Below are 18,476 nucleotides of genomic sequence, written 5' to 3' on the forward strand. Positions count from 1 at the left end.
CAAAACTAACTTTTATTACAATGAAATTATTAGAAGGAAAAGTAGCCATCATCACTGGCGCAAGTAGAGGAATCGGAAGCGGGATCGCTAAAGTTTTTGCTCAACACGGAGCCAATGTGGCTTTTACTTATAGTTCTTCTGCCGAAAGTGCTTTGGCATTGGAAAACGAATTATCGGCCTTGGGAATCAAAGCCAAAGGATATAAATCAAATGCAGCCGATTTCAACGAAGCGCAAAAATTAGTGGATGATGTAATGGCAGATTTCGGGAATGTTGACGTATTAATCAACAACGCCGGTATCACCAAAGACAACCTTTTAATGCGTATGAGTGAAGAGGATTTTGATAAAGTAATCGAAATCAACCTGAAGTCGGTATTCAATATGACCAAAGCTGTTCAGAAAATTATGTTGAAAAACCGCAAAGGTTCTATCGTAAACATGAGTTCGGTGGTTGGTGTTAAAGGAAATGCAGGTCAGGCCAACTATGCTGCTTCAAAAGCCGGTATGATTGGGTTTACCAAATCAGTAGCCTTAGAATTAGGATCAAGAAACATCCGTTGCAACGCGATTGCACCAGGATTTATTGAAACTGAAATGACGGCCAAATTAAATGATGACGTAGTACAAGGCTGGAGAGATTCTATTCCGTTAAAACGCGGTGGAACTCCGGAAGACGTGGCAAACGCCTGTTTGTTCTTTGCTTCCGATATGAGTGCTTATGTTTCCGGACAAGTATTGAATGTTTGTGGTGGAATGTTAACCTAATCCAACATTTAAAAACAACCCAAATAAATGACCACAAACACTGTTTTCTTGATATTGCTTTCTTTAGGAATAGCGTTCGCTGTGTCATTTTACCAATATTTATATAGAGTCAAAAGCAGGTCGAAAGTGACTTTGCTTTTGGCTTTTTTGCGTTTCTTCAGTGTGTTCGGATTGCTATTATTGCTGATTAATCCAATCATAACCAGAAAATCGATTGAAACCGTTAAAACGCCATTGCCTATTGTGATTGACAATTCAGCTTCGATGGCGGATTTGAAATCGGATGCACCCGCTTTAGAACTGTTTGACAAACTAAAAGGCAATTCGGCTTTAAACGATAAGTATGAGGTGCAAACCTATCAGTTTGACCAAGACTTTTTACCGGCCGATAACATTGATTTTAAAGGAACACAATCCAATATCGATGTTGTGGCCAAAAGCCTCAAAAACATCTATAAAAACCAAACCTTTCCAACGATTCTGATTTCCGACGGAAACCAGACTTCGGGTGAAGATTACGTCTTTGGATCTAATCCGTTGAATAAGGTTTATCCTTTGGTTGTTGGCGATACGACAACTTATCTGGACCTGAAGGTAACGCAGTTGAACGTCAACAAGTATGCTTTTCACAAGAACAAATATCCGGTTGAAGTTTTCCTGAATTATGCCGGAACCAAAAGCATCAACGCTTCTTTTAAAATTACTCAGGGGAATTCGGTTTTAAACGAGCAAACCGTAGCTTTTTCTCCAACAAAAAAGTCGGCTACGCTTAATGTTTTATTGCCGGCAAACAGCGTAGGAATTCAGATTCTGAAAGCTAGTGTTTCTTCCAAAGAACAAGAAAAGAATACTTACAATAACTCCAAAAATTTTGCCGTTGAAGTCATCGACCAGAAGACAGAAGTGGCTTTGATTTCGGATATAGCCCATCCTGATTTAGGTGCGCTAAAACGCAGTATTGAAACTAATGTACAGCGAAAAGTAACCATTCTTAAACCAAACCAAGTCAGTAGTTTAGAGAATTATAATATTTTAATATTGTACCAGCCAACGAGCGCTTTTAAATCGGTTTTGGAAAAGAATGTAAATGCCAAAATCAACACTTGGATCATCACCGGAAATGATACCGATTTCAATTTCTTAAACCAGAATCAAAATCAGTTTTCTTTTAAAATGAGCTCCCAAAAAGAAGACTATTTAGCTTCATTTGACACTCAGTTTAATTTGTTTGCTTTGGATAATATTGGTTTTGAGCAATTTCCGCCTTTGGAAAATCCTTTTGGAACGATTACAGCCAAAGGAAATACAAATACCTTATTATCCTCGACTATTCGCAATATAGCTACCAATCAGCCTTTGCTGACGTTCAACGAAGAACAGGGCAGGCGTTCGGCTTATTTATTTGGGGAAAACATCTGGAAATGGCGTGCAGATAATTATTTGGTCAAAAAGAACTTTGTTGATTTTGATATCTTCTTAGACAAAACCATTCAGTATTTGGTGTCCAATAATGCCAGAAAGTCTTTGGTGGTGAATCACGAAAGATTTTACAATTCTGGTGAAGGCATTGAAATTACGGCGCAGTATTTCAATAAAAACTACGAACTGGACGAAAAAGCTAGGCTGACCATTGCGGTTACCAATACTAAAACCAAACAGGTTAAGAATTATGATTTACTGAGAACCAGCAATGCTTTCCAGGTGAATCTGGATGGATTGGCTGCCGGAAATTATAAGTTTACCGTAAAGGAACTGAACTCTAATTCTTCATATTCCAGTGGTTTTGAAGTCTTGGATTTTGATATCGAAAAGCAATTTGTCAATCCGGATTGGAATAAGTTGAACCAATTGGCTATGCAAACACAAGGAAAAGCTTATTTGCCAAATCAAGTGGACGCTTTAATCAAGCAATTATCGGAAGACGAGAGTTACAAAGCCATCCAGAAAACCATTACCAAGAAATCGCCTTTGGTGGATTGGGTTTGGTTATTGATCTTATTGGCATTGTCGCTTGCCGCAGAATGGTTTATCAGAAAATATAATGGCTTACTGTAATCGTTTATTACTGGCGAAGAATTTTTCAAACACAATTACAATCACAATTCCGGCAATATAAGCCAGTATATCTCCCCATTCAAAAGAAGTCCCGATGACCGTTCGGGCAATTTTATTCTTTTCGAGTCCTAATTTTTCTACTATAGTTAAATATTGCAACGTTTCAATGCTAAAGGCAAACAGCAAAACTGCGATCGATGCTTTGGTCACCGATACCCTCAAAAACGATTTTACAAAGCAATAAATCAGGATTACTACTAAAACATCACCAAAATAAGGTCTTACAAAGTCATCGTGTACCAATAGCGCAATGCACACTTCAATTGCAAAAAGCAATACGGTGAAGAGAAAATAGTTTCTGTTGAAAGTAAACATAAACTATTGTTTCAGGAAAATAAACTTTCCGCCGCCTTGTTTTAAAGTCATTTGCTTGTCGAATACATTAAACACCAACTTGATTCCGGCCTGAGCAAATTCGAAGGTGTCTTTTCCGGTAGCTTCCAAAGGAAAGGCACCTTGTCCTGTGGCTTGTGCAGAGAGTTTATTGCCATCTCTGCTTACTTTAATGGTCATCATCAACTCCTGACTAGCATAACTTCCGACATATTTATCCAATTCAGCCGCACTTAATTCTAAGACTTTAAAAGTCGGAACCACAAACGGAATTTGATAATAGGCACTCAAAACAGCAATCATGATATCATTATTGGGATAAATATTTCCATTGGAAGTGATGGCAACAGCCAACTTACTATCAGGAAAATAACTCAACATCGAACTGAATCCGTCAATGCCGCCAGTGTGACCGAATCCTTTTTTATCATAAAAAGGTATTTCAAAAATCCCCATCCCATAGTTATCTTGTATGTTTTTCATCTGACCCAGGCTCTTGGCAGTAATAATCTTTCCGGAAAACAGGCCTTCAATAAAAACGGTTAGATCCGTAGGATTGGAAACCACAGCGCCGGCACCCATCGGAATGGACATATCAGTTTCTTTTTCCTGAGTCCAGGTTTCCTGAAAAGAGTAGGAGTAAGATTCATTGTTTTGTAAATTAGTTCTGCTGCCTACATAGGTATTTTTCAACCCTAATGGCGTAACAATCTTTTCGGTTAATATAGTGGCAAATGGTTTTTTATAAACTTTTTCCAAGATATAACTCAGCAGTATATAATTGGAATTGCTGTATTCTGCTTTGCTGTTGGGTTCAAAAACACTTTTGTTTTTGGCAATAATGGCGACCATTTCGGCTTCTGTTTTCGGCTTGGTATAATATGACATATACTCACCGCTGTTGGTGATATTATAAATTCCGCTTCGGTGGTTGAGCAAATTGCCAATAGTGATTTTATTGGCATTGGGAACCGAAGGAAAATAAGCATCAATGGCTTTGTCCAAAGTCAGTTTTTTTTCTTCAATGGCTTTAAAAATCAAACAGGCCGTAAACATTTTTGAAATAGAACCAATTCGGTATTTAGTCGTAATGGTCGCACTTTGTTTTGTAAGCACATTTGCTTTTCCAATGGCTTTACTGTAGATGATTTTGCCATTTTCACTGACCGCAACACTTCCCATAAATTTGTCTTTGGTTTCCAGAATGGAAAACAAACTATCCAGTTTAACGGTATCAAGTTGTTGCGCAAAAGAAGAAGTGATAAAAAGCAGAAAAAGAAAACTAAGGGCTGTGTTTTTAGTCATTGCAAAGTGTTGTTTATTTGAACCGTAAATTTATTGCAAAAGATGGCTTCAGCAAAAGAAGTTTAATAGTTTATTCTAATATAAAATAATAGAGTATTCCCCAAACTGCTATAAAAAACAATCCTGGATAAACTACGCCTGCTAAATTTTGCTTAAGTTGTTTCTTGACAATCATTAAGTACAATACGTAAAATATAAAGAGCAGAATAAAAACAATAGGCATAAAAACTCTCATAATAATTGTATTTCGACTTTAATCAAAGTCGTTTCTATAACATCTAAGATAAGAATAAATGCTAATAACCAAATGGGTTGACTGAGCATTTTTCTTTAGCGAACTCATTTCTGCAGTTTATGATTTTTCAATAAATAAGCAGAAGTTTGGTAATATGCAATGGCTTCATTGATCAAATCTTCGCGCAGATGCGTCATTGGTATTTCATCATAATGCGACTGAAACTCTTCTTTAACATTGGGTTTGGCTCTGGAAATCAATTGAAATTGCTTAACTTCCTTAACCGGAGAAAGAATGGTCAATATATTATTCTTAATCATTCCTAAATCCTGATAAGTAGCCACAAAAGCTCTTGGACGATAGGTAGGTTTGAAAACATCCTGTCCGTAAAATTTACTTTCATAATTAAAATTGAGCAACCCAAATACCGTTGGCATCAGGTCGATTTGGGACATCAAGGTATTGACGTGTTTAGGCTGAATAAATCCGGGAGAGTAAACCAACGCCGGGATTCTGTATTTGTCCAAAGGCAACTCTGTTTTCCCGGAACTCGAAGCACAATGATCGGCTACAATCACAAAAACGGTATTCTTAAACCAAGATTGATTTTGGGCTATTTTGAAGAATTGTTTCAATGCATAATCGGTGTATTTCACACCACCATTTCTTGATTTTGCCGTGCCCGAAATGTCTATTTTGCCCTCAGGAAAAGTAAAAGGCCTGTGGTTGCTTACCGTCATGATATGATTAAAAAATGGTCTGTTTTGCTGAGATTCCTGGTTCATTTCCTTGATGGCTTTGTTGTACATGTCTTCATCACAAACGCCCCAAATATTGGCAAAAGTGATTTCATTTGGCTCAAATGTCTTTTTATCAATAACCTGATAACCATTGCCTCCAAAAAAATCACCCATATTGTCAAAATAGGCATCACCGCCATACAGGTATTTTACGGCATAACCCTTTTGTTTGAAGATATTCCCTGTAGAAAATTTGTTTTTATTGTCTCTGCGCTTTACAACACTCTCTGCTGCACTTGGAGGCAAACACAAAGTCACCGCTTCCAGTCCCCGAACCGTTCTGTTGCCCACAGCGTATAAATTGGTGAACTGTAAACTTTGTTGGGCCAATGAATCGAGGAAAGGCGTAATGTGTTTTTCATTGCCATATTCTGTCATAAACTCTTCGCTCAAACTTTCCACCGTAATCAAAACCACATTCTTGTGGAGTTCAGCAGCATTTGATTTAATTGTCCTTAAAGTACTTTGACCACTAATTCCCGGTATTTCCTTTTGTAAAAGTGAAAAAGTTTCGGCTGTAGGTATGGTTTTATAGAATTTATCAAATTCCAATTCGTTATTCATAAACGCCAAATAGAACTTATATATACCGCTGGCTTGCAACTCATTGGTATAAACATTAGCGCTGTTTTCCTGTTTGGACAAAAGCGGAATGGCAAACAAAGAAACAGCAAACAAAGCAACATAAATTCCGAAACCTTTCATTTTATTCTTAAACAAAGGCAAATCATTAAGGAAAGGTTTTGATTGCTTTACAATGACATACGTTATAAAAGCAGTTATGAGCCCAACACCTATAAGTAAAGGAATTACAGGGTAAGATTCCATGATATTGCCGATAACAGTATTGGTATAAACCAGATAATCAACGGCTATGAAATTGTAGCGAACGCCAAACTCGTTCCAAAAGAAAAACTCACTAATGGCATTCTGAACGATAACCAAAACGAAAATGAATACCGCCATGGAAAAAAGGACCAATCTTATGGTTTTGCGATGCTTTGGCAAGAAAAGCATCAATCCAAAAAAGATAGTTTTGACCGCAATAAAACTGATTCCGACTTCCGGTAACGAACCGCCATATTCATTAAGTATCGTATTAAAAAATGAAACATAAATCAGCAATGAAATCAATCCAACAAAAATGACTAATCCCCAAGGTTTCTGGTATTTGACATTGGACAAAAACAATAAATAAAGCCACAAAAAAGCACTACCAACAATGAATACAAACAAATCAGAAGCAGAACCCAATACAAATATTTTAATGATTTCGAGGACATGAAAACAGGATTGTGTGATAGGATGGAAGAGTAATACAACCCTCAGGATGATATTGACAATAAGAAACAGAAAAAGCAGATTAAGGAATGGAGAGTGTTTTTTGAAATAGCTCATATAAATGTGACTAATGGTTAACTGATGTTACTGTAACCGTTTAGAACTCAAATACCCTAAATTAATTTTGACTTAAAAACAAAACCTCGCTCGCATTAAAAACATAAAAAGTACTACTTTAGCACAACAAACCCAATGACTCATGAAACACATCCTAATAGTCGAAGATGAAGACGGAATCGTCCTGTTCTTAAAACAAGGCTTAGAAGAAGAAGGTTATCAGGTTTCGTCAGCCAACAATGGAAAATCCGGTCTCGAACTTTTTCAAAGCGAAAAGTTTGATTTGGTTCTATTGGATTGGATGATGCCAAAAATGACCGGGCTTGAAATCTGCAAAGCCATCAGACAGCAAAATACCAAGATTCCCATTATATTCCTAACCGCCAAAGACACTGTTCAGGAAACGGTTGAAGGATTAAAAGCTGGTGCTAATGATTACATAAAAAAGCCATTCAGTTTTGATGAACTGGTTGAACGCATCAAAGTACAATTGCGTGAACAACCCGAAAATGAAATACTAACGCTTGGTCCGGTGGAAATCAACCTGCAAAAACATCAGGTGACTGTCGATAAAAAAGAAGTGTCACTAACCCAAAAAGAGTTTGATTTATTGCATTATTTGGTAAAAAACAAAGGAACTGTTTGTTCCCGAACCCAAATTATTCAGGACGTTTGGGATATTCATTTTGAATATGATACCGGTGTAATTGATGTTTTCATGAATGCTATACGCAAAAAACTAAACCTAAAAGTAGATGAAGATTATATCAAAACCATTCGTGGTGTTGGTTATATCGCTAATGACGAATAAAAATGCAACAGCTTTCCTTTAAAAACCGAATCGCCTCCAATTATATCATCACGACCGCATTATTGATTTTTGTGGTTTTCTTTGTGATTTATTCCATCGTGCGATTTAGTGTCTATATCAGGGTGAATAACGAAATTAAAACCGAAGTTGCCAAGCATTTAAAAGAGATCGAGGTTATTGAAAACTGTGTTTTATTGGTTGAAGAAGAAGAATGGAAAACCAGCCAGTTTAACAAAATTGAAGTCAGCCCTGCTTTTATTCAGTTTGTTGATGAATTAGGTGCGCTGGTTGAAAAATCACCCAATCTGAAGAAAAAACAACTGACCTATAAACCCGATGCTCCGGTTAATGAACTGTTTGATACAAGATTGGACAATATTTCAGTCAGACAAATCCAGGTTCCGCTGTATCAAGGCACCAAAATCATCGGCTATCTGATTGTGGCCATGTCATTGGAAGATTCAGCGATGGTATTACACAACCTGTTTGTCATTCTTTTAGTAGCCTATCCAATCATCTTGATTGTATTGTTCCTTATCGCCCGATTTATTGCCGGTAGAAGCATCAAGCCGATTAGTTCCATTATTGAGACTTCAAATGTAATCACCAAAGACAACCTGAAATCCAGAATTCCATTGCCACAAAACCGTGATGAGTTGTTTATTTTGTCACACACCATCAACAATTTACTGGATAGGGTTGAGAATGCCATTGAACGCGAAAAACAATTCACATCTGATGCATCACACGAACTCAGGACTCCATTAGCAGTTATTAAAGGAACTTTAGAAGTGTTAATTCGTAAACCCCGTAATCCTGAGGAATATAAAGAAAAAATAGACTTTTGTATTAGTGAGGTAAACCGCTTGAATCATTTGGTAGACGAACTGCTTTTGTTGGCTCGTTTTGAGAATCAAAAACAAACTTTAAAGATTGAACGGGTTTCTTTAAATGCCATTTTCCTTGATGTCATATCCCGAAATACAACCATCATTGCAGAAAAGAAAATCAAGTGTATTGCCAATTTCTCTAAAGATTTCTACATCAACACTGATTCCTATTTACTTTGCATCATCGTCAATAACATCCTGACCAATGCGGTAAAATATTCAAAACCAAATGACACGATTAATTTCGACATTTTAGAAAGCGAAAACGAATTGATTTGTTCTGTTTCCGATCACGGAATAGGCATTGCTGAAGAAGATTTGCAGAAAATATTCGACCAGTTTTATCGTTCTAAATCCAATGAACATCCCGAAATCAAAGGAACCGGACTAGGATTGTCTATTGTGAAAAGATTGTCTCTTTTGCTTCAAATCGATTTACAGATTGAAAGCAAAGAAAACGAAGGTACCAAAGTCATTTTAGGTTTTACTAAATAGTTAATAACTGATATTTATCATTTTCTGGGAAGTAAATTAGCAGTATTTTTGACTAAACTAAACAACAAACTATGAACGAAGCACACTTACACATGTTAGTCAACCATTTTCCAATTATCGGGACGATTTTTGGATTGGGAATTTTAATTGCCGGTATTGTTTTTAAAAATAATGCAGTAAAGAATACAGCTTTTGTAGTGTTAATTGTTTCAGCTGTCTTTGGCTTTGCCGCAATGTCAACCGGTGAAGGCGCTGAAGAATTGGTGGAAGACATGCCAACTGTTGGCAAAAAAATCATTCACAACCATGAAGAACTCGCCGAAAAATTCATTTTGGTGTTATACATCACTGGTGCTTTTGCTTTACTGTCTTTAATCGCAACCGTTAAAAAGCATTCTAAAGCCAAATTATTCACCTGGATCACATTGCTGCTAACTATAGTTACCGTAGTTTTGGTAAAGGAAGTTGGTACTTCAGGCGGTGAAATTCGCCACACCGAAATCAGAGCCAATGCCAATAATTTGCAAACTGCAACTCCGGAAAACGGAGATGAACATGAAGAAGATTAGACTCTTTAAACATTATAAAACACAAACCTAATAGCCAATTCTGTTAGGTTTTTTTATTTTAAAGCCATATAAATTGGAATATTTCAATAAAAAATGCGCAATACAGAATATCTACTAATTTTGTCAAAACGCTTTGCCATCAAACGGCAATAAAGTATATTTACGTTTTACGTAAAATGAAATTAAGCATGCGCAGAGCGGAAGACAATGTAGCGGAAGATTTAGCAATCAAGAAAATTATTGAACCCCAACTCAATATTATTTTAACTACTGACGAAGACGACGAAAGACCGGTTTATATCTCCGGAAACTTCAATAACTGGGAAACCCAAGACAAAAAATTTGAAATGGAACGTGTCGGACAAGGTTTGTATCACTACAAGTTTGCCCACGATTTTACTTATCCAGACGAGCTTTTATACAAATTCACCCGTGGAGACTGGAGCGAAGTGGAAATTGACAAGTTCGGAAACAGAACTGAAAACAGAAGTTGCAAGCAGCACAATGGTGTTCGTAAGGAACATGTGGCCAAATGGCGCCACAATTGGTTGCCATTTAAATCAAAGTTTCTGCCCAAAGTACATCTGATTTCCGAAGAATTCGAAATCCCGCAATTGAACAAAACCCGTAGGGTTTGGGCATTATTACCGCACGATTACGATAAATCCACTGAGACGTATCCCGTGTTGTATTTACAGGATGCCCAGAATCTGTTCAATGAGAAAGCCAAATATGGCAACTGGGAAATCGATAAGAAGTTGGCTGTAATGGCCGAATACAAGATTGGCAAAATCATCATCGTCGCTGTTGAACATGCCGAAAAGGAAAGAATCAAGGAATACAATGTGGGCAATACGGTTTTGGGTGCCGGAGAAGGCAAGAAGTACATTCGTTTTGTAACCGAAACGCTGAAACCTTTTGTTGATAATAACTTCAGAACCAAGCCTGAACGTGAATACACCGGAATTGGCGGTAGTTCAATGGGAGGATTGGTCAGCATTTTTTCGGGGATTATGTATCCTGAAATCTTTGGCAAACTGATGATTTTCTCGCCATCGCTTTGGGTTGTGCCAAAGATTAAATTGTCCTTCCTCGATATGGATGAACCGCAGGACACCAGAATTTATCTGTATGCCGGAGGCGATGAAAGTGCCACTATGATTGACCATGTCAAGAATTTCAAAAAACGATTACTAAAAAAAGAGGGCTTTGCCGATAAAATGAAAGTGCGTTTGAGCATCAATATGGAAGGCAAACACAACGAAAGATACTGGAGTGATGAATTCCCAAAAGCGATTGAATGGATTTATTTCAGTAATAAAGAAGATTAAACTATGAAGACAAAACATATAAAAACCTTAGACGGATTCACAGGAGCAATTCTGATTCCGGTTTATGAAACCAATGCCAAAAGCATCGTGCCGATAGAATACCATGGCGTTTCTGTTGCTGCAAAAGTATTTTACGGAAAGAAAGACACACATTATTTGGTGGAGAAATACGACTGCACACATATTTTTATTGGGCTTGGAAAAGAACTTGATTATAAATCGATTAAAACCATTTTCAGGAGAATTTCGGCCAAGCAGAAAGAAGTTTTCGGCTCAAATGTTGCCTTAGTATTTCCTGATAAATTCAACGTAAATGAGGTGGAAGCAGCTGTTTCCGGATTGGTTTTGGGCACCTATGATTTAGGCCATTACAAAAAAGGCGAAGCACATCCTTTTACCAATGATAATTTTGAATTGCAATACATTTCAAAAAACGAGGTTGAGGAAGCTATCAATAAAGGCATTAAAATTGCCAATGCCCAACTCGAAACATTCAACCTCGTTGATTTACCACCAAATAAAGTCAACCCTAAATACTTAGCCCATTGGGCAACTGAAACCGGTAAAAAATATGGTTTTGACGTAACGGTTTTTGGTAAAGAAAAATCAAAAGAACTCGGATTGCATTCGTTTCTTGCTGTGGGTCAGGGCAGTGCCAATGAACCACAATTCATTATCATGGAATACAGACCGGCAAAAGCCAAAAAACATATCGGTTTGGTTGGGAAAGGAATCACTTTTGATACCGGTGGCTTGAATATCAAAACAGCGGGAATGGTACAGATGAAATGTGACATGGCCGGAGCCGGAGCGGTTTTGGGAACCATGCAATTGGTTGCCGATTTGCAACTGCCTTATCGTGTAACAGCGATTGTTCCTGCGTGTGAAAACGCCGTAGACGCACATTCCTTTATGCCAAGTGATGTCATTCAGAGTTATGCCGGACATTCAATTGAAATCATTGATACAGACGCAGAAGGCCGATTGATATTGGTTGATGGTTTGTCTTATCTGATTAAGAATTACAAGCCCGAAACCGTAATTGATTTGGCCACATTAACCGGAAGCGTTGTTGGTACGCTAGGCTACGAATGTGCCGGATTGTTTACCAATAACGCTGAATTGTCCAAAAAACTACAGGAATCAGGTGATGCAATAGGAGAGAGACTGTGGCAGTTGCCACTTTGGGATGCTTACAAGCCGGATATCGACAGTGAAATTGCCGATGTCAAGAACTATTCAGGGAAACCGGTTGCCGGAGCGATTTCGGCAGCGAAGTTTTTAGAATATTTTACCGAAGAGCACAAAGCCTGGGCGCATTTGGATATAGCCGGTGTAGCTTTTGGCGATGACGAATTCGCCAAGACCAAACATGCCACGGCTTATGGCGTACATTTAATTACTAAATTTATTGAAAATCTATAGCGTATGGAAAGTCCAATCAAGAATTTCATCTGTATTTCTAATTATTTTAAAGGGAATGATTTCCTGATTAATTTAAAAAAGCAGGGCAATAAAGTCTACTTAATCACTTCCGAAAAACTGCGCGACAAACCGTGGGCTTTTGATTATATTGACGAAATTCATTTTATGCCCGGACAGGATATTGATTGGAACCTGGAAGATTTATTGGCTGGGGTTGCCGGTTTGATGCGCGAAAGAAAGATTGATGGTATTGTCGCTTTAGATGATTTTGATGTTGAAAAAGCAGCCTATTTGCGTGAGAATCTTAGAATCTCCGGGATGGGACAAACCACTGGAAGATATTTCCGCGATAAGTTGGCCATGAGAATGCGGGCACAAGCGGCTGGCATTCCAATTCCGGCATTCAGCCCATTGTTTAATGACGAAGAAATCAATCAATATGCAGATACTGTTTCGCCGCCATGGGTTTTAAAACCGCGTTCGGAAGCTTCAGCTTCGGGGATTATGAAAGTACATTCCAAAGAAGAACTTTGGCAAAAAATCCATGAACTGGGTGACAATCGCATCAAATATTTGGTCGAACAATTCAAACCCGGAGCAGTCTATCATTGTGATGGATTGAATTGGCACGGCAAAACTTTGTTTTCCATTACCTCACAATATTTGGCCACACCAATGGAAATCTCCCAGGGCGGCGGTATCTTCAGAAGCGCCAACATACCTTATGATTCCAAAGATGACAAAGAAATTAAAGCCCAAAATGAACAGGTTTTAAAAGCCTTTGGTATGCAGCATGGCGCCAATCATACTGAGTTTATCAAATGCAATGATGATGGCAAGATCTACTTTTTAGAAACGGCTTCGCGTGTTGGCGGTGCGCATTTGGCCGAAATGGTCGAAGCGGCTTGTGGTGTGAACCTTTGGGCAGAATGGGCAAAAATAGAAAATGCTTTGGTCAAAGAAAAAGAATATAAACTTCCGGCAATCAAAAATGAATACGCTGGCATTGTCCTGACCTTATCTAAGTTTGAGCATCCCGATTTATCAGGATTCAGTGATGGAGAAGTTTGTTTCAGGGTGCCGTTGGAATACCACGCCGGATTGGTGGTAAAAAGCGATAGTCATGCCCGTGTGCGTGAACTGCTGGATGATTATGCCGAGCGATTAATCAGGGATTTTGCCACTGTGGCGCAACAGGAAGCAGTTAAAAAATTGCATTAGATTTTGACAAAAAACTACACCAAACTTAACTTTCACTCTCATACATTTTGTATTTGGAAAGAAGTGCCTTTTGCCGAAGTCGCAGCCATGAAAATCAGCTATACCAGTCAATCGGGTAGCCAATATATTTTCACTGCTGAAGGGTTGTACCGCATTTCCAATCACTGGGGAAGAGTGGCCAATTGTCATTGGCGGTTGATTCCGATGACTGAATTTAAAAACCAAAATGTTACTGTGGCTTTTGCGCATTGGACCGATTTTTATTCGAATGATGATACTTCGAAATTATTTTTTGTCAAAGTCGATTGGGAAACAAATGAAGTGAATTTCTATCACAAACTCACCGCAGAAAACAATGAAAAAGTCGTGTTAAGAAATGCCAAAGAAACTGCTAAAATCATACGAACCATCAAAGAAGTCCTGACGCAGGAAGATTGGGCCAAGTATTTAAAATATGAGGATTTTGAGGTGCTGCGAAGAGAAATTGTAAATGAATTAGTGAATTCCAACAAGACTTTTTTAGAAGTAAAAAAAGCTTATCTGGGTTAGTCTTGTTCAAACATTCCAACTGTTCCGCCAACCCAGTCTTTGTCCTTATTGAATTTTACGCCTATCATTTCTCCACGACTCAATCGCACTAAGTTTGTAACCAGAGTAGGAGATGGTGCGTCTTTTTTCCAAACTGCCAGTATTCTGACTTCGGCTTTGACTTTGCCATCGGGCGATTGAATTACAGGTTTGTAGTTGACTTTCTTCTGAAGTATGTATAAATCTTTTTCTTTTACGGCTTCAATATCTTCACGCTTTACATGAAAGATTACGCCACTGCCGGAGAAGGAGAACAATGGTTTCAATACATAGTTTTCCAAATCAGTCGGGATTTCCTTTAAATCAGAAAGCAAAGTTGTTTCAATGAAATATTTTCCTTTTAAATACGGCAAGATAAACTTACTGATCCTGAAAAACCAGTTCGGATGACCGGCCCATTCTACATCGTAGCTTTTGGAGAAGTCAAAATTCAATTTTAAATCGGTACGCAAATCCAGTTCGTCAAAAATGACACGATTGTAAATGCGTTTTACCTGAATTTCTTCGCCATTTTCATTTGTATAGAATAACTGATTTCCTTTTTCGTATAAATCGGTCACACAAACAATCGAAATGCCTAAATCTCTGTGGCAGTAATAGAAATCAATTTTGGTGTTTTGCTTTTCGGGCTCGATTTCCAGAAGGATTACATTCTCTTTTGGCAAACCATTGCAAATTACTTCTTCGATTAATTTCAAATAGCTCTCATGATTCAAACCGCTCAGAAACGGCGTCAGCTCTGATAGAAAAGGGTAGTAGTTGACAAATTTTTGGGACAGATGATTCTGAAAATTGAATAGTGAAGGAAATCCTTGCACTTCAATCAGTTTGGGAACAATTTCACCATCTTCTTCACAAATCCCAAAATCAATCGCCAAAAACGTAGTATGATTGTCTTCGTTTGGTACTTTTCGGTTCAATTCTAAAGCTCTGTCGGTAAGTGATTTGAATTCGTCCTTTTGAATGAAACTAATAACTTCCTGACAACCTTCCAGCAATTGCTCTTTTAATGTATTCGGAATAAAAAATGGAGATTCGCCAATGCGAAACGTAACTTTATAATTGAAATCAGAAGTGATATCATCCTGCATGGCATCATATTTGGCCACTGAAAAGTTATCGTTAAAGCGTTGTCGGTATTTTGGATTCATTGTCTAAATCTAATTGGAAAGCGATTTTCTGTGTTTCATCAGGTCATTAATGGCTATGCGCAGGAAATTTGGGATAATGGTTTCATTGGTTTTATAGATTTTATCTTCGTCCAATAAATCCTCCAACATATCGCGGAACTTGGTTTTGCCTTTCATCGCAATGATATGTTCGCGTCTTTCCTTGTTTTTTAAATTGGCTACAAAACTCAATGCATCTGCTTCAGGATGGAATTGCAATCCGACAAACTCATCCGAAAAACGCACGCCCATAATGGCACGTTCATATTCTACATGGCTTCGCATTTTTTCCAAAGCAATAATCATGGCGCCTTTTTTGCTGAAAATGCTCAGTTTAGGCTGAACTACCTGGTAATCGCGGCTGTCAATCGCATAAAATGGATTGTTCAAACCTTCTAAAATTGGGTCATTGGTTCCGGCTTCTGTCTTGTGAATGGTCATGACTCCAAAGGAAGTGGCTTTTCTTTTATTGATTGTCGCCAATCCGAAGTGATGACAAGCCATTTGGAACGAATGACAAATAAACAACATGTGTTTTTTTTCTTTCTGATCTTTGTTCCAATTCCACAATTCATCCACAAAATCATACCATTTCAAATCCCAGCCATCACCTTCTAAAGGATTTCCGGGTCCGCCTGTTGAAATATAAATATCAAATTCCTTAATATCCGGAAACTCTGATTTGCCTCTGACATCAAAAATCTGAAAGGTTACAATTTGGTTAAATCTGTTGACAATATCAATGATACAACGCATTCCTTGGTTAGGCTCTCCGTTGTACATATCTAAAATCGCTATGCGAATGGGGTGACTCATTTTTTTACAATTTGGTGATGCAAATTTAAACAATTCGCAATCAATGCTTCCTTTTTAACAATGCGTTAATAACAATTACATTAACAGCAAACTGCTGAATTTATAATCCTTTGGTAAATTCGCTGGTAATCATATCTACCACTTTAGTCAAATCCTGCGTATTCTCAAAAACAGCCAATTGTTTATCGGCTCCGGTTCCATCTCTTAAAATATTGTGCACAAAATTGATTTCGTCACGACTGCCTAATTCATCCACCACATCATCGACAAATTCCAATAATTCCAAAATCAGGCATTTGGTATCAACTTCCTGTTGCAGACCAAAATCAATCATATGATTGTCAATTCCATAACGTGCAGCACGGAATTTATTCTCTTTAATCAAAGCAATTCGGTAGATGTTGAAACTGGTATTAGCCATGGTCAATTTGTACAACTTCGCCACAACAGCTTGGATTAAGGCCACAATACACATGGCTTCATCAACGGTCAAACTCATATCGGTGATGCGAAACTCAATAGTATCATAGAACGGATGCAAGCGCAAATCCCACCAGATTTTTTTTGGGTTGTCGATACATTTGGTTTTCACCAAAGTCTCAAGATAATTATCATACGATTGCACGCTATCGAAATATTCGGGTAAACCGGTACGCGGAAACTTGTCAAAAACCTTAGTCCTAAAAGATTTATAACCGGTATTTCGTCCTTCCCAGAAAGGAGAATTGGTTGACAGTGCAAAAATATGCGGCAGGAAGTAAGTCGCCTGATTCATCAACTGCAAACCAATTTCGCGGTTTTCAATCCCAACATGGCAATGCATCCCAAAAATCAAATTGGAACGCGCAGCATCCTGCAATTCGTTCACAATGTGATGGTATCTTGGATCATCGGTAATGGGTTGGTCCTGCCAGCGTGAAAAAGGATGCGTTCCGGCGCCGCCGACAACGAGGTTTTGCTTGGCCGCCAGTTCAACAATTTTGCTGCGTAGGAATTTAATTTCGGCTTTGGCTTCCTTAACATTTTTACAAATATTGGTTCCGACTTCCACCACAGACTGGTGCATTTCAGCCTTTACCTGTTCGTTTAAGATGATTTTGGCACCATCGACAATTTTGGATAAATGCGACCGCAAATCACGGGTTTCCGGATCTATAATTTGGTATTCTTCTTCAACTCCGAGTGTAAATACAGGTAGTTTTCTAATCATGATTTCTCTTTTTAATTGGTAGAGAGTTTTATTTTCCTGTTGCAGCTTCTTTAATAAATGAACCCCAGGTTAGGTTGATTTTTCCCGGTTTTTGTTTTTTGGCAAAAGCAATCGCCATTTTTGCGGCTTCTTCGACAACCCATTCGAAATTCTCGGCACCTACAGAAGTATATTCGGCATCCGGTGCCGGATTTCCAAAATCAATCGCGTAGGGAATTCCGTCACGAACGGCAAATTCCACCGTGTTGAAATCATAACCTAATCCTTTGCAAAGGCGAAGCGTATAATCCTTAATCGTTGCCATCAATTTTTTATCGGTATTCGGGTTTTCGACGACATATCTTAAATGGTGCGGATTTCTTGGTTCGTAGGGCATGATCCTAACGGCTTTTCCGCCCAAACAATACACGCGATAATAATCCTGAAAAACGATTTCTTCCTGCAACAGCATCACCAATTGTCCGGTTTCACGGTGCTTTTCAAAGAACTCTTCCTTGTTTTCCAATCGATAAACGTTTTTCCAACCACCGCCGGCATAAGGTTTCATATAGGCCGGAAATCCGATATATTCAAAAATACCTTCCCAATCCATTGGGTATTTGAGGTTTCTGAATGATTTGGAAGTCGTATCAGTTGGATGTTCTGCCGATGGCAGAATTACGGTATTGGGCAGCGGAACGCCTAAGGTATCGGCCAAACAGTTATTAAAGAACTTGTCATCAGCGCTCCACCAAAACGGATTATTAATCACGTTTGTTCCGGTTAAAGCTGCATTTTTGAGATAGGCGCGATAAAACGGAACATCTTGTGAAATCCTGTCGATGATGACTGCATATTCGCCTCCTTTATTTTGCACTACTTTATCTATAGTTACCGCTTCGGCGATAATGTCTTTTTCGTTTTTTGAGTTTACCCTTTCAATGAAGGCGTAAGGGAAAGTATCTTCCATTCCGAATAAAATACCAATCTTTTTCATATCTCTTGTGTTTTACTGCGTC

16 protein-coding genes are annotated in these 18,476 nt (G+C 38.2%); 9 read left to right on the forward strand and 7 right to left on the reverse strand.

Going from position 1 to position 18,476, the window contains the following annotated elements; translation table 11 throughout:
• Positions 1 to 20: 20 nt before the first annotated feature.
• Both fabG and P1K33_RS06830 read left to right on the forward strand, forming a co-directional pair.
• Positions 21 to 767 carry a 3-oxoacyl-[acyl-carrier-protein] reductase gene (gene fabG / locus P1K33_RS06825; RefSeq protein WP_284652170.1) on the forward strand — a complete coding sequence of 249 codons (747 nt, stop codon included), beginning with the start codon at positions 21 to 23 and terminating at the stop codon, positions 765 to 767.
• A gap of 27 nt (positions 768 to 794) precedes the next feature.
• Positions 795 to 2,822 carry a hypothetical protein gene (locus P1K33_RS06830; RefSeq protein WP_284652171.1) on the forward strand — a complete coding sequence of 676 codons (2,028 nt, stop codon included), beginning with the start codon at positions 795 to 797 and terminating at the stop codon, positions 2,820 to 2,822.
• Here the strand turns inward: P1K33_RS06830 and P1K33_RS06835 are convergent.
• From P1K33_RS06835 to P1K33_RS06845, 3 genes are all read right to left on the reverse strand, one after another.
• Positions 2,814 to 3,197 (reverse strand): ribosomal maturation YjgA family protein, encoded by a 384-nt coding sequence (locus P1K33_RS06835; protein ID WP_284652172.1) that lies wholly within the window; start codon positions 3,195 to 3,197, stop codon positions 2,814 to 2,816. The two genes, P1K33_RS06830 and P1K33_RS06835, sit on opposite strands and share 9 nt — an antisense overlap.
• A gap of 3 nt (positions 3,198 to 3,200) precedes the next feature.
• Positions 3,201 to 4,520, reverse strand: a complete 1,320-nt coding sequence (locus P1K33_RS06840) for a serine hydrolase domain-containing protein (protein WP_284652173.1) — start codon at positions 4,518 to 4,520, stop codon at positions 3,201 to 3,203.
• Positions 4,521 to 4,859: 339 nt separating this feature from the next.
• Complete coding sequence (locus P1K33_RS06845) at positions 4,860 to 6,953, reverse strand: LTA synthase family protein (protein ID WP_284652174.1); 2,094 nt, start codon at positions 6,951 to 6,953, stop codon at positions 4,860 to 4,862.
• 142 nt (positions 6,954 to 7,095) lie between these two features.
• Here P1K33_RS06845 and P1K33_RS06850 point away from each other — a divergent pair, with 142 nt between their 5' ends.
• From P1K33_RS06850 to P1K33_RS06880, 7 genes are all read left to right on the forward strand, one after another.
• Positions 7,096 to 7,764 carry a response regulator transcription factor gene (locus tag P1K33_RS06850; RefSeq protein ID WP_284652175.1) on the forward strand — a complete coding sequence of 223 codons (669 nt, stop codon included), beginning with the start codon at positions 7,096 to 7,098 and terminating at the stop codon, positions 7,762 to 7,764.
• A 2-nt stretch (positions 7,765 to 7,766) separates the two neighbouring features.
• A complete protein-coding gene (locus P1K33_RS06855) occupies positions 7,767 to 9,149 on the forward strand; it encodes a sensor histidine kinase (protein WP_284652176.1) in 1,383 nt (460 codons plus the stop codon).
• A gap of 71 nt (positions 9,150 to 9,220) precedes the next feature.
• A complete protein-coding gene (locus P1K33_RS06860; protein ID WP_284652177.1) occupies positions 9,221 to 9,718 on the forward strand; it encodes a DUF2231 domain-containing protein in 498 nt (165 codons plus the stop codon).
• A 188-nt stretch (positions 9,719 to 9,906) separates the two neighbouring features.
• Complete coding sequence (locus tag P1K33_RS06865; protein WP_284652178.1) at positions 9,907 to 11,049, forward strand: alpha/beta hydrolase; 1,143 nt, start codon at positions 9,907 to 9,909, stop codon at positions 11,047 to 11,049.
• Between the two features lie 3 nt (positions 11,050 to 11,052).
• Positions 11,053 to 12,474, forward strand: coding sequence for a leucyl aminopeptidase family protein (locus tag P1K33_RS06870; protein WP_284652179.1), 1,422 nt, complete (start codon positions 11,053 to 11,055; stop codon positions 12,472 to 12,474).
• A 3-nt stretch (positions 12,475 to 12,477) separates the two neighbouring features.
• Positions 12,478 to 13,695 (forward strand): ATP-grasp domain-containing protein, encoded by a 1,218-nt coding sequence (locus P1K33_RS06875; protein ID WP_284652180.1) that lies wholly within the window; start codon positions 12,478 to 12,480, stop codon positions 13,693 to 13,695.
• Positions 13,696 to 13,698: 3 nt separating this feature from the next.
• Positions 13,699 to 14,244: a hypothetical protein gene (locus P1K33_RS06880; protein ID WP_284652181.1), complete on the forward strand. Its 546-nt coding sequence runs from the start codon at positions 13,699 to 13,701 to the stop codon at positions 14,242 to 14,244.
• Here P1K33_RS06880 and P1K33_RS06885 read toward each other — a convergent pair.
• The 4 genes from P1K33_RS06885 to P1K33_RS06900 all read right to left on the reverse strand — a co-directional run bounded on the left by P1K33_RS06885 (position 14,241) and on the right by P1K33_RS06900 (position 18,454).
• Positions 14,241 to 15,434, reverse strand: a complete 1,194-nt coding sequence (locus tag P1K33_RS06885) for a hypothetical protein (RefSeq protein WP_284652182.1) — start codon at positions 15,432 to 15,434, stop codon at positions 14,241 to 14,243. The two genes, P1K33_RS06880 and P1K33_RS06885, sit on opposite strands and share 4 nt — an antisense overlap.
• Before the next feature lie 9 nt (positions 15,435 to 15,443).
• Positions 15,444 to 16,268 (reverse strand): type 1 glutamine amidotransferase, encoded by an 825-nt coding sequence (locus tag P1K33_RS06890; protein ID WP_284652183.1) that lies wholly within the window; start codon positions 16,266 to 16,268, stop codon positions 15,444 to 15,446.
• 100 nt (positions 16,269 to 16,368) lie between these two features.
• Positions 16,369 to 17,475 (reverse strand): carboxylate-amine ligase, encoded by a 1,107-nt coding sequence (locus P1K33_RS06895; RefSeq protein ID WP_284652301.1) that lies wholly within the window; start codon positions 17,473 to 17,475, stop codon positions 16,369 to 16,371.
• A gap of 31 nt (positions 17,476 to 17,506) precedes the next feature.
• Positions 17,507 to 18,454, reverse strand: a complete 948-nt coding sequence (locus tag P1K33_RS06900) for an ATP-grasp domain-containing protein (RefSeq protein WP_284652184.1) — start codon at positions 18,452 to 18,454, stop codon at positions 17,507 to 17,509.
• Positions 18,455 to 18,476: the final 22 nt, after the last annotated feature.

Origin of the sequence: Flavobacterium terrisoli (assembly GCF_030167905.1) — a bacterium.
Classification (GTDB): Bacteria; Bacteroidota; Bacteroidia; order Flavobacteriales; family Flavobacteriaceae; genus Flavobacterium; species Flavobacterium terrisoli.

Excerpts from the sequence above, each read along its gene's own strand:
- P1K33_RS06900 (WP_284652184.1), bottom strand. The coding sequence starts at position 18,454 with ATGAAAAAGATTGGTATTTTATTCGGAATGGAAGATACTTTCCCTTAC.
- P1K33_RS06870 (WP_284652179.1), top strand. The coding sequence starts at position 11,053 with ATGAAGACAAAACATATAAAAACCTTAGACGGATTCACAGGAGCAATT.
- P1K33_RS06845 (WP_284652174.1), bottom strand. The coding sequence starts at position 6,953 with ATGAGCTATTTCAAAAAACACTCTCCATTCCTTAATCTGCTTTTTCTG.
- P1K33_RS06890 (WP_284652183.1), bottom strand. The coding sequence starts at position 16,268 with ATGAGTCACCCCATTCGCATAGCGATTTTAGATATGTACAACGGAGAG.
- P1K33_RS06840 (WP_284652173.1), bottom strand. The coding sequence starts at position 4,520 with ATGACTAAAAACACAGCCCTTAGTTTTCTTTTTCTGCTTTTTATCACT.
- P1K33_RS06835 (WP_284652172.1), bottom strand. The coding sequence starts at position 3,197 with ATGTTTACTTTCAACAGAAACTATTTTCTCTTCACCGTATTGCTTTTT.
- P1K33_RS06830 (WP_284652171.1), top strand. The coding sequence starts at position 795 with ATGACCACAAACACTGTTTTCTTGATATTGCTTTCTTTAGGAATAGCG.
- P1K33_RS06875 (WP_284652180.1), top strand. The coding sequence starts at position 12,478 with ATGGAAAGTCCAATCAAGAATTTCATCTGTATTTCTAATTATTTTAAA.
- P1K33_RS06855 (WP_284652176.1), top strand. The coding sequence starts at position 7,767 with ATGCAACAGCTTTCCTTTAAAAACCGAATCGCCTCCAATTATATCATC.
- P1K33_RS06865 (WP_284652178.1), top strand. The coding sequence starts at position 9,907 with ATGCGCAGAGCGGAAGACAATGTAGCGGAAGATTTAGCAATCAAGAAA.
- fabG (WP_284652170.1), top strand. The coding sequence starts at position 21 with ATGAAATTATTAGAAGGAAAAGTAGCCATCATCACTGGCGCAAGTAGA.
- P1K33_RS06860 (WP_284652177.1), top strand. The coding sequence starts at position 9,221 with ATGAACGAAGCACACTTACACATGTTAGTCAACCATTTTCCAATTATC.
- P1K33_RS06885 (WP_284652182.1), bottom strand. The coding sequence starts at position 15,434 with ATGAATCCAAAATACCGACAACGCTTTAACGATAACTTTTCAGTGGCC.
- P1K33_RS06850 (WP_284652175.1), top strand. The coding sequence starts at position 7,096 with ATGAAACACATCCTAATAGTCGAAGATGAAGACGGAATCGTCCTGTTC.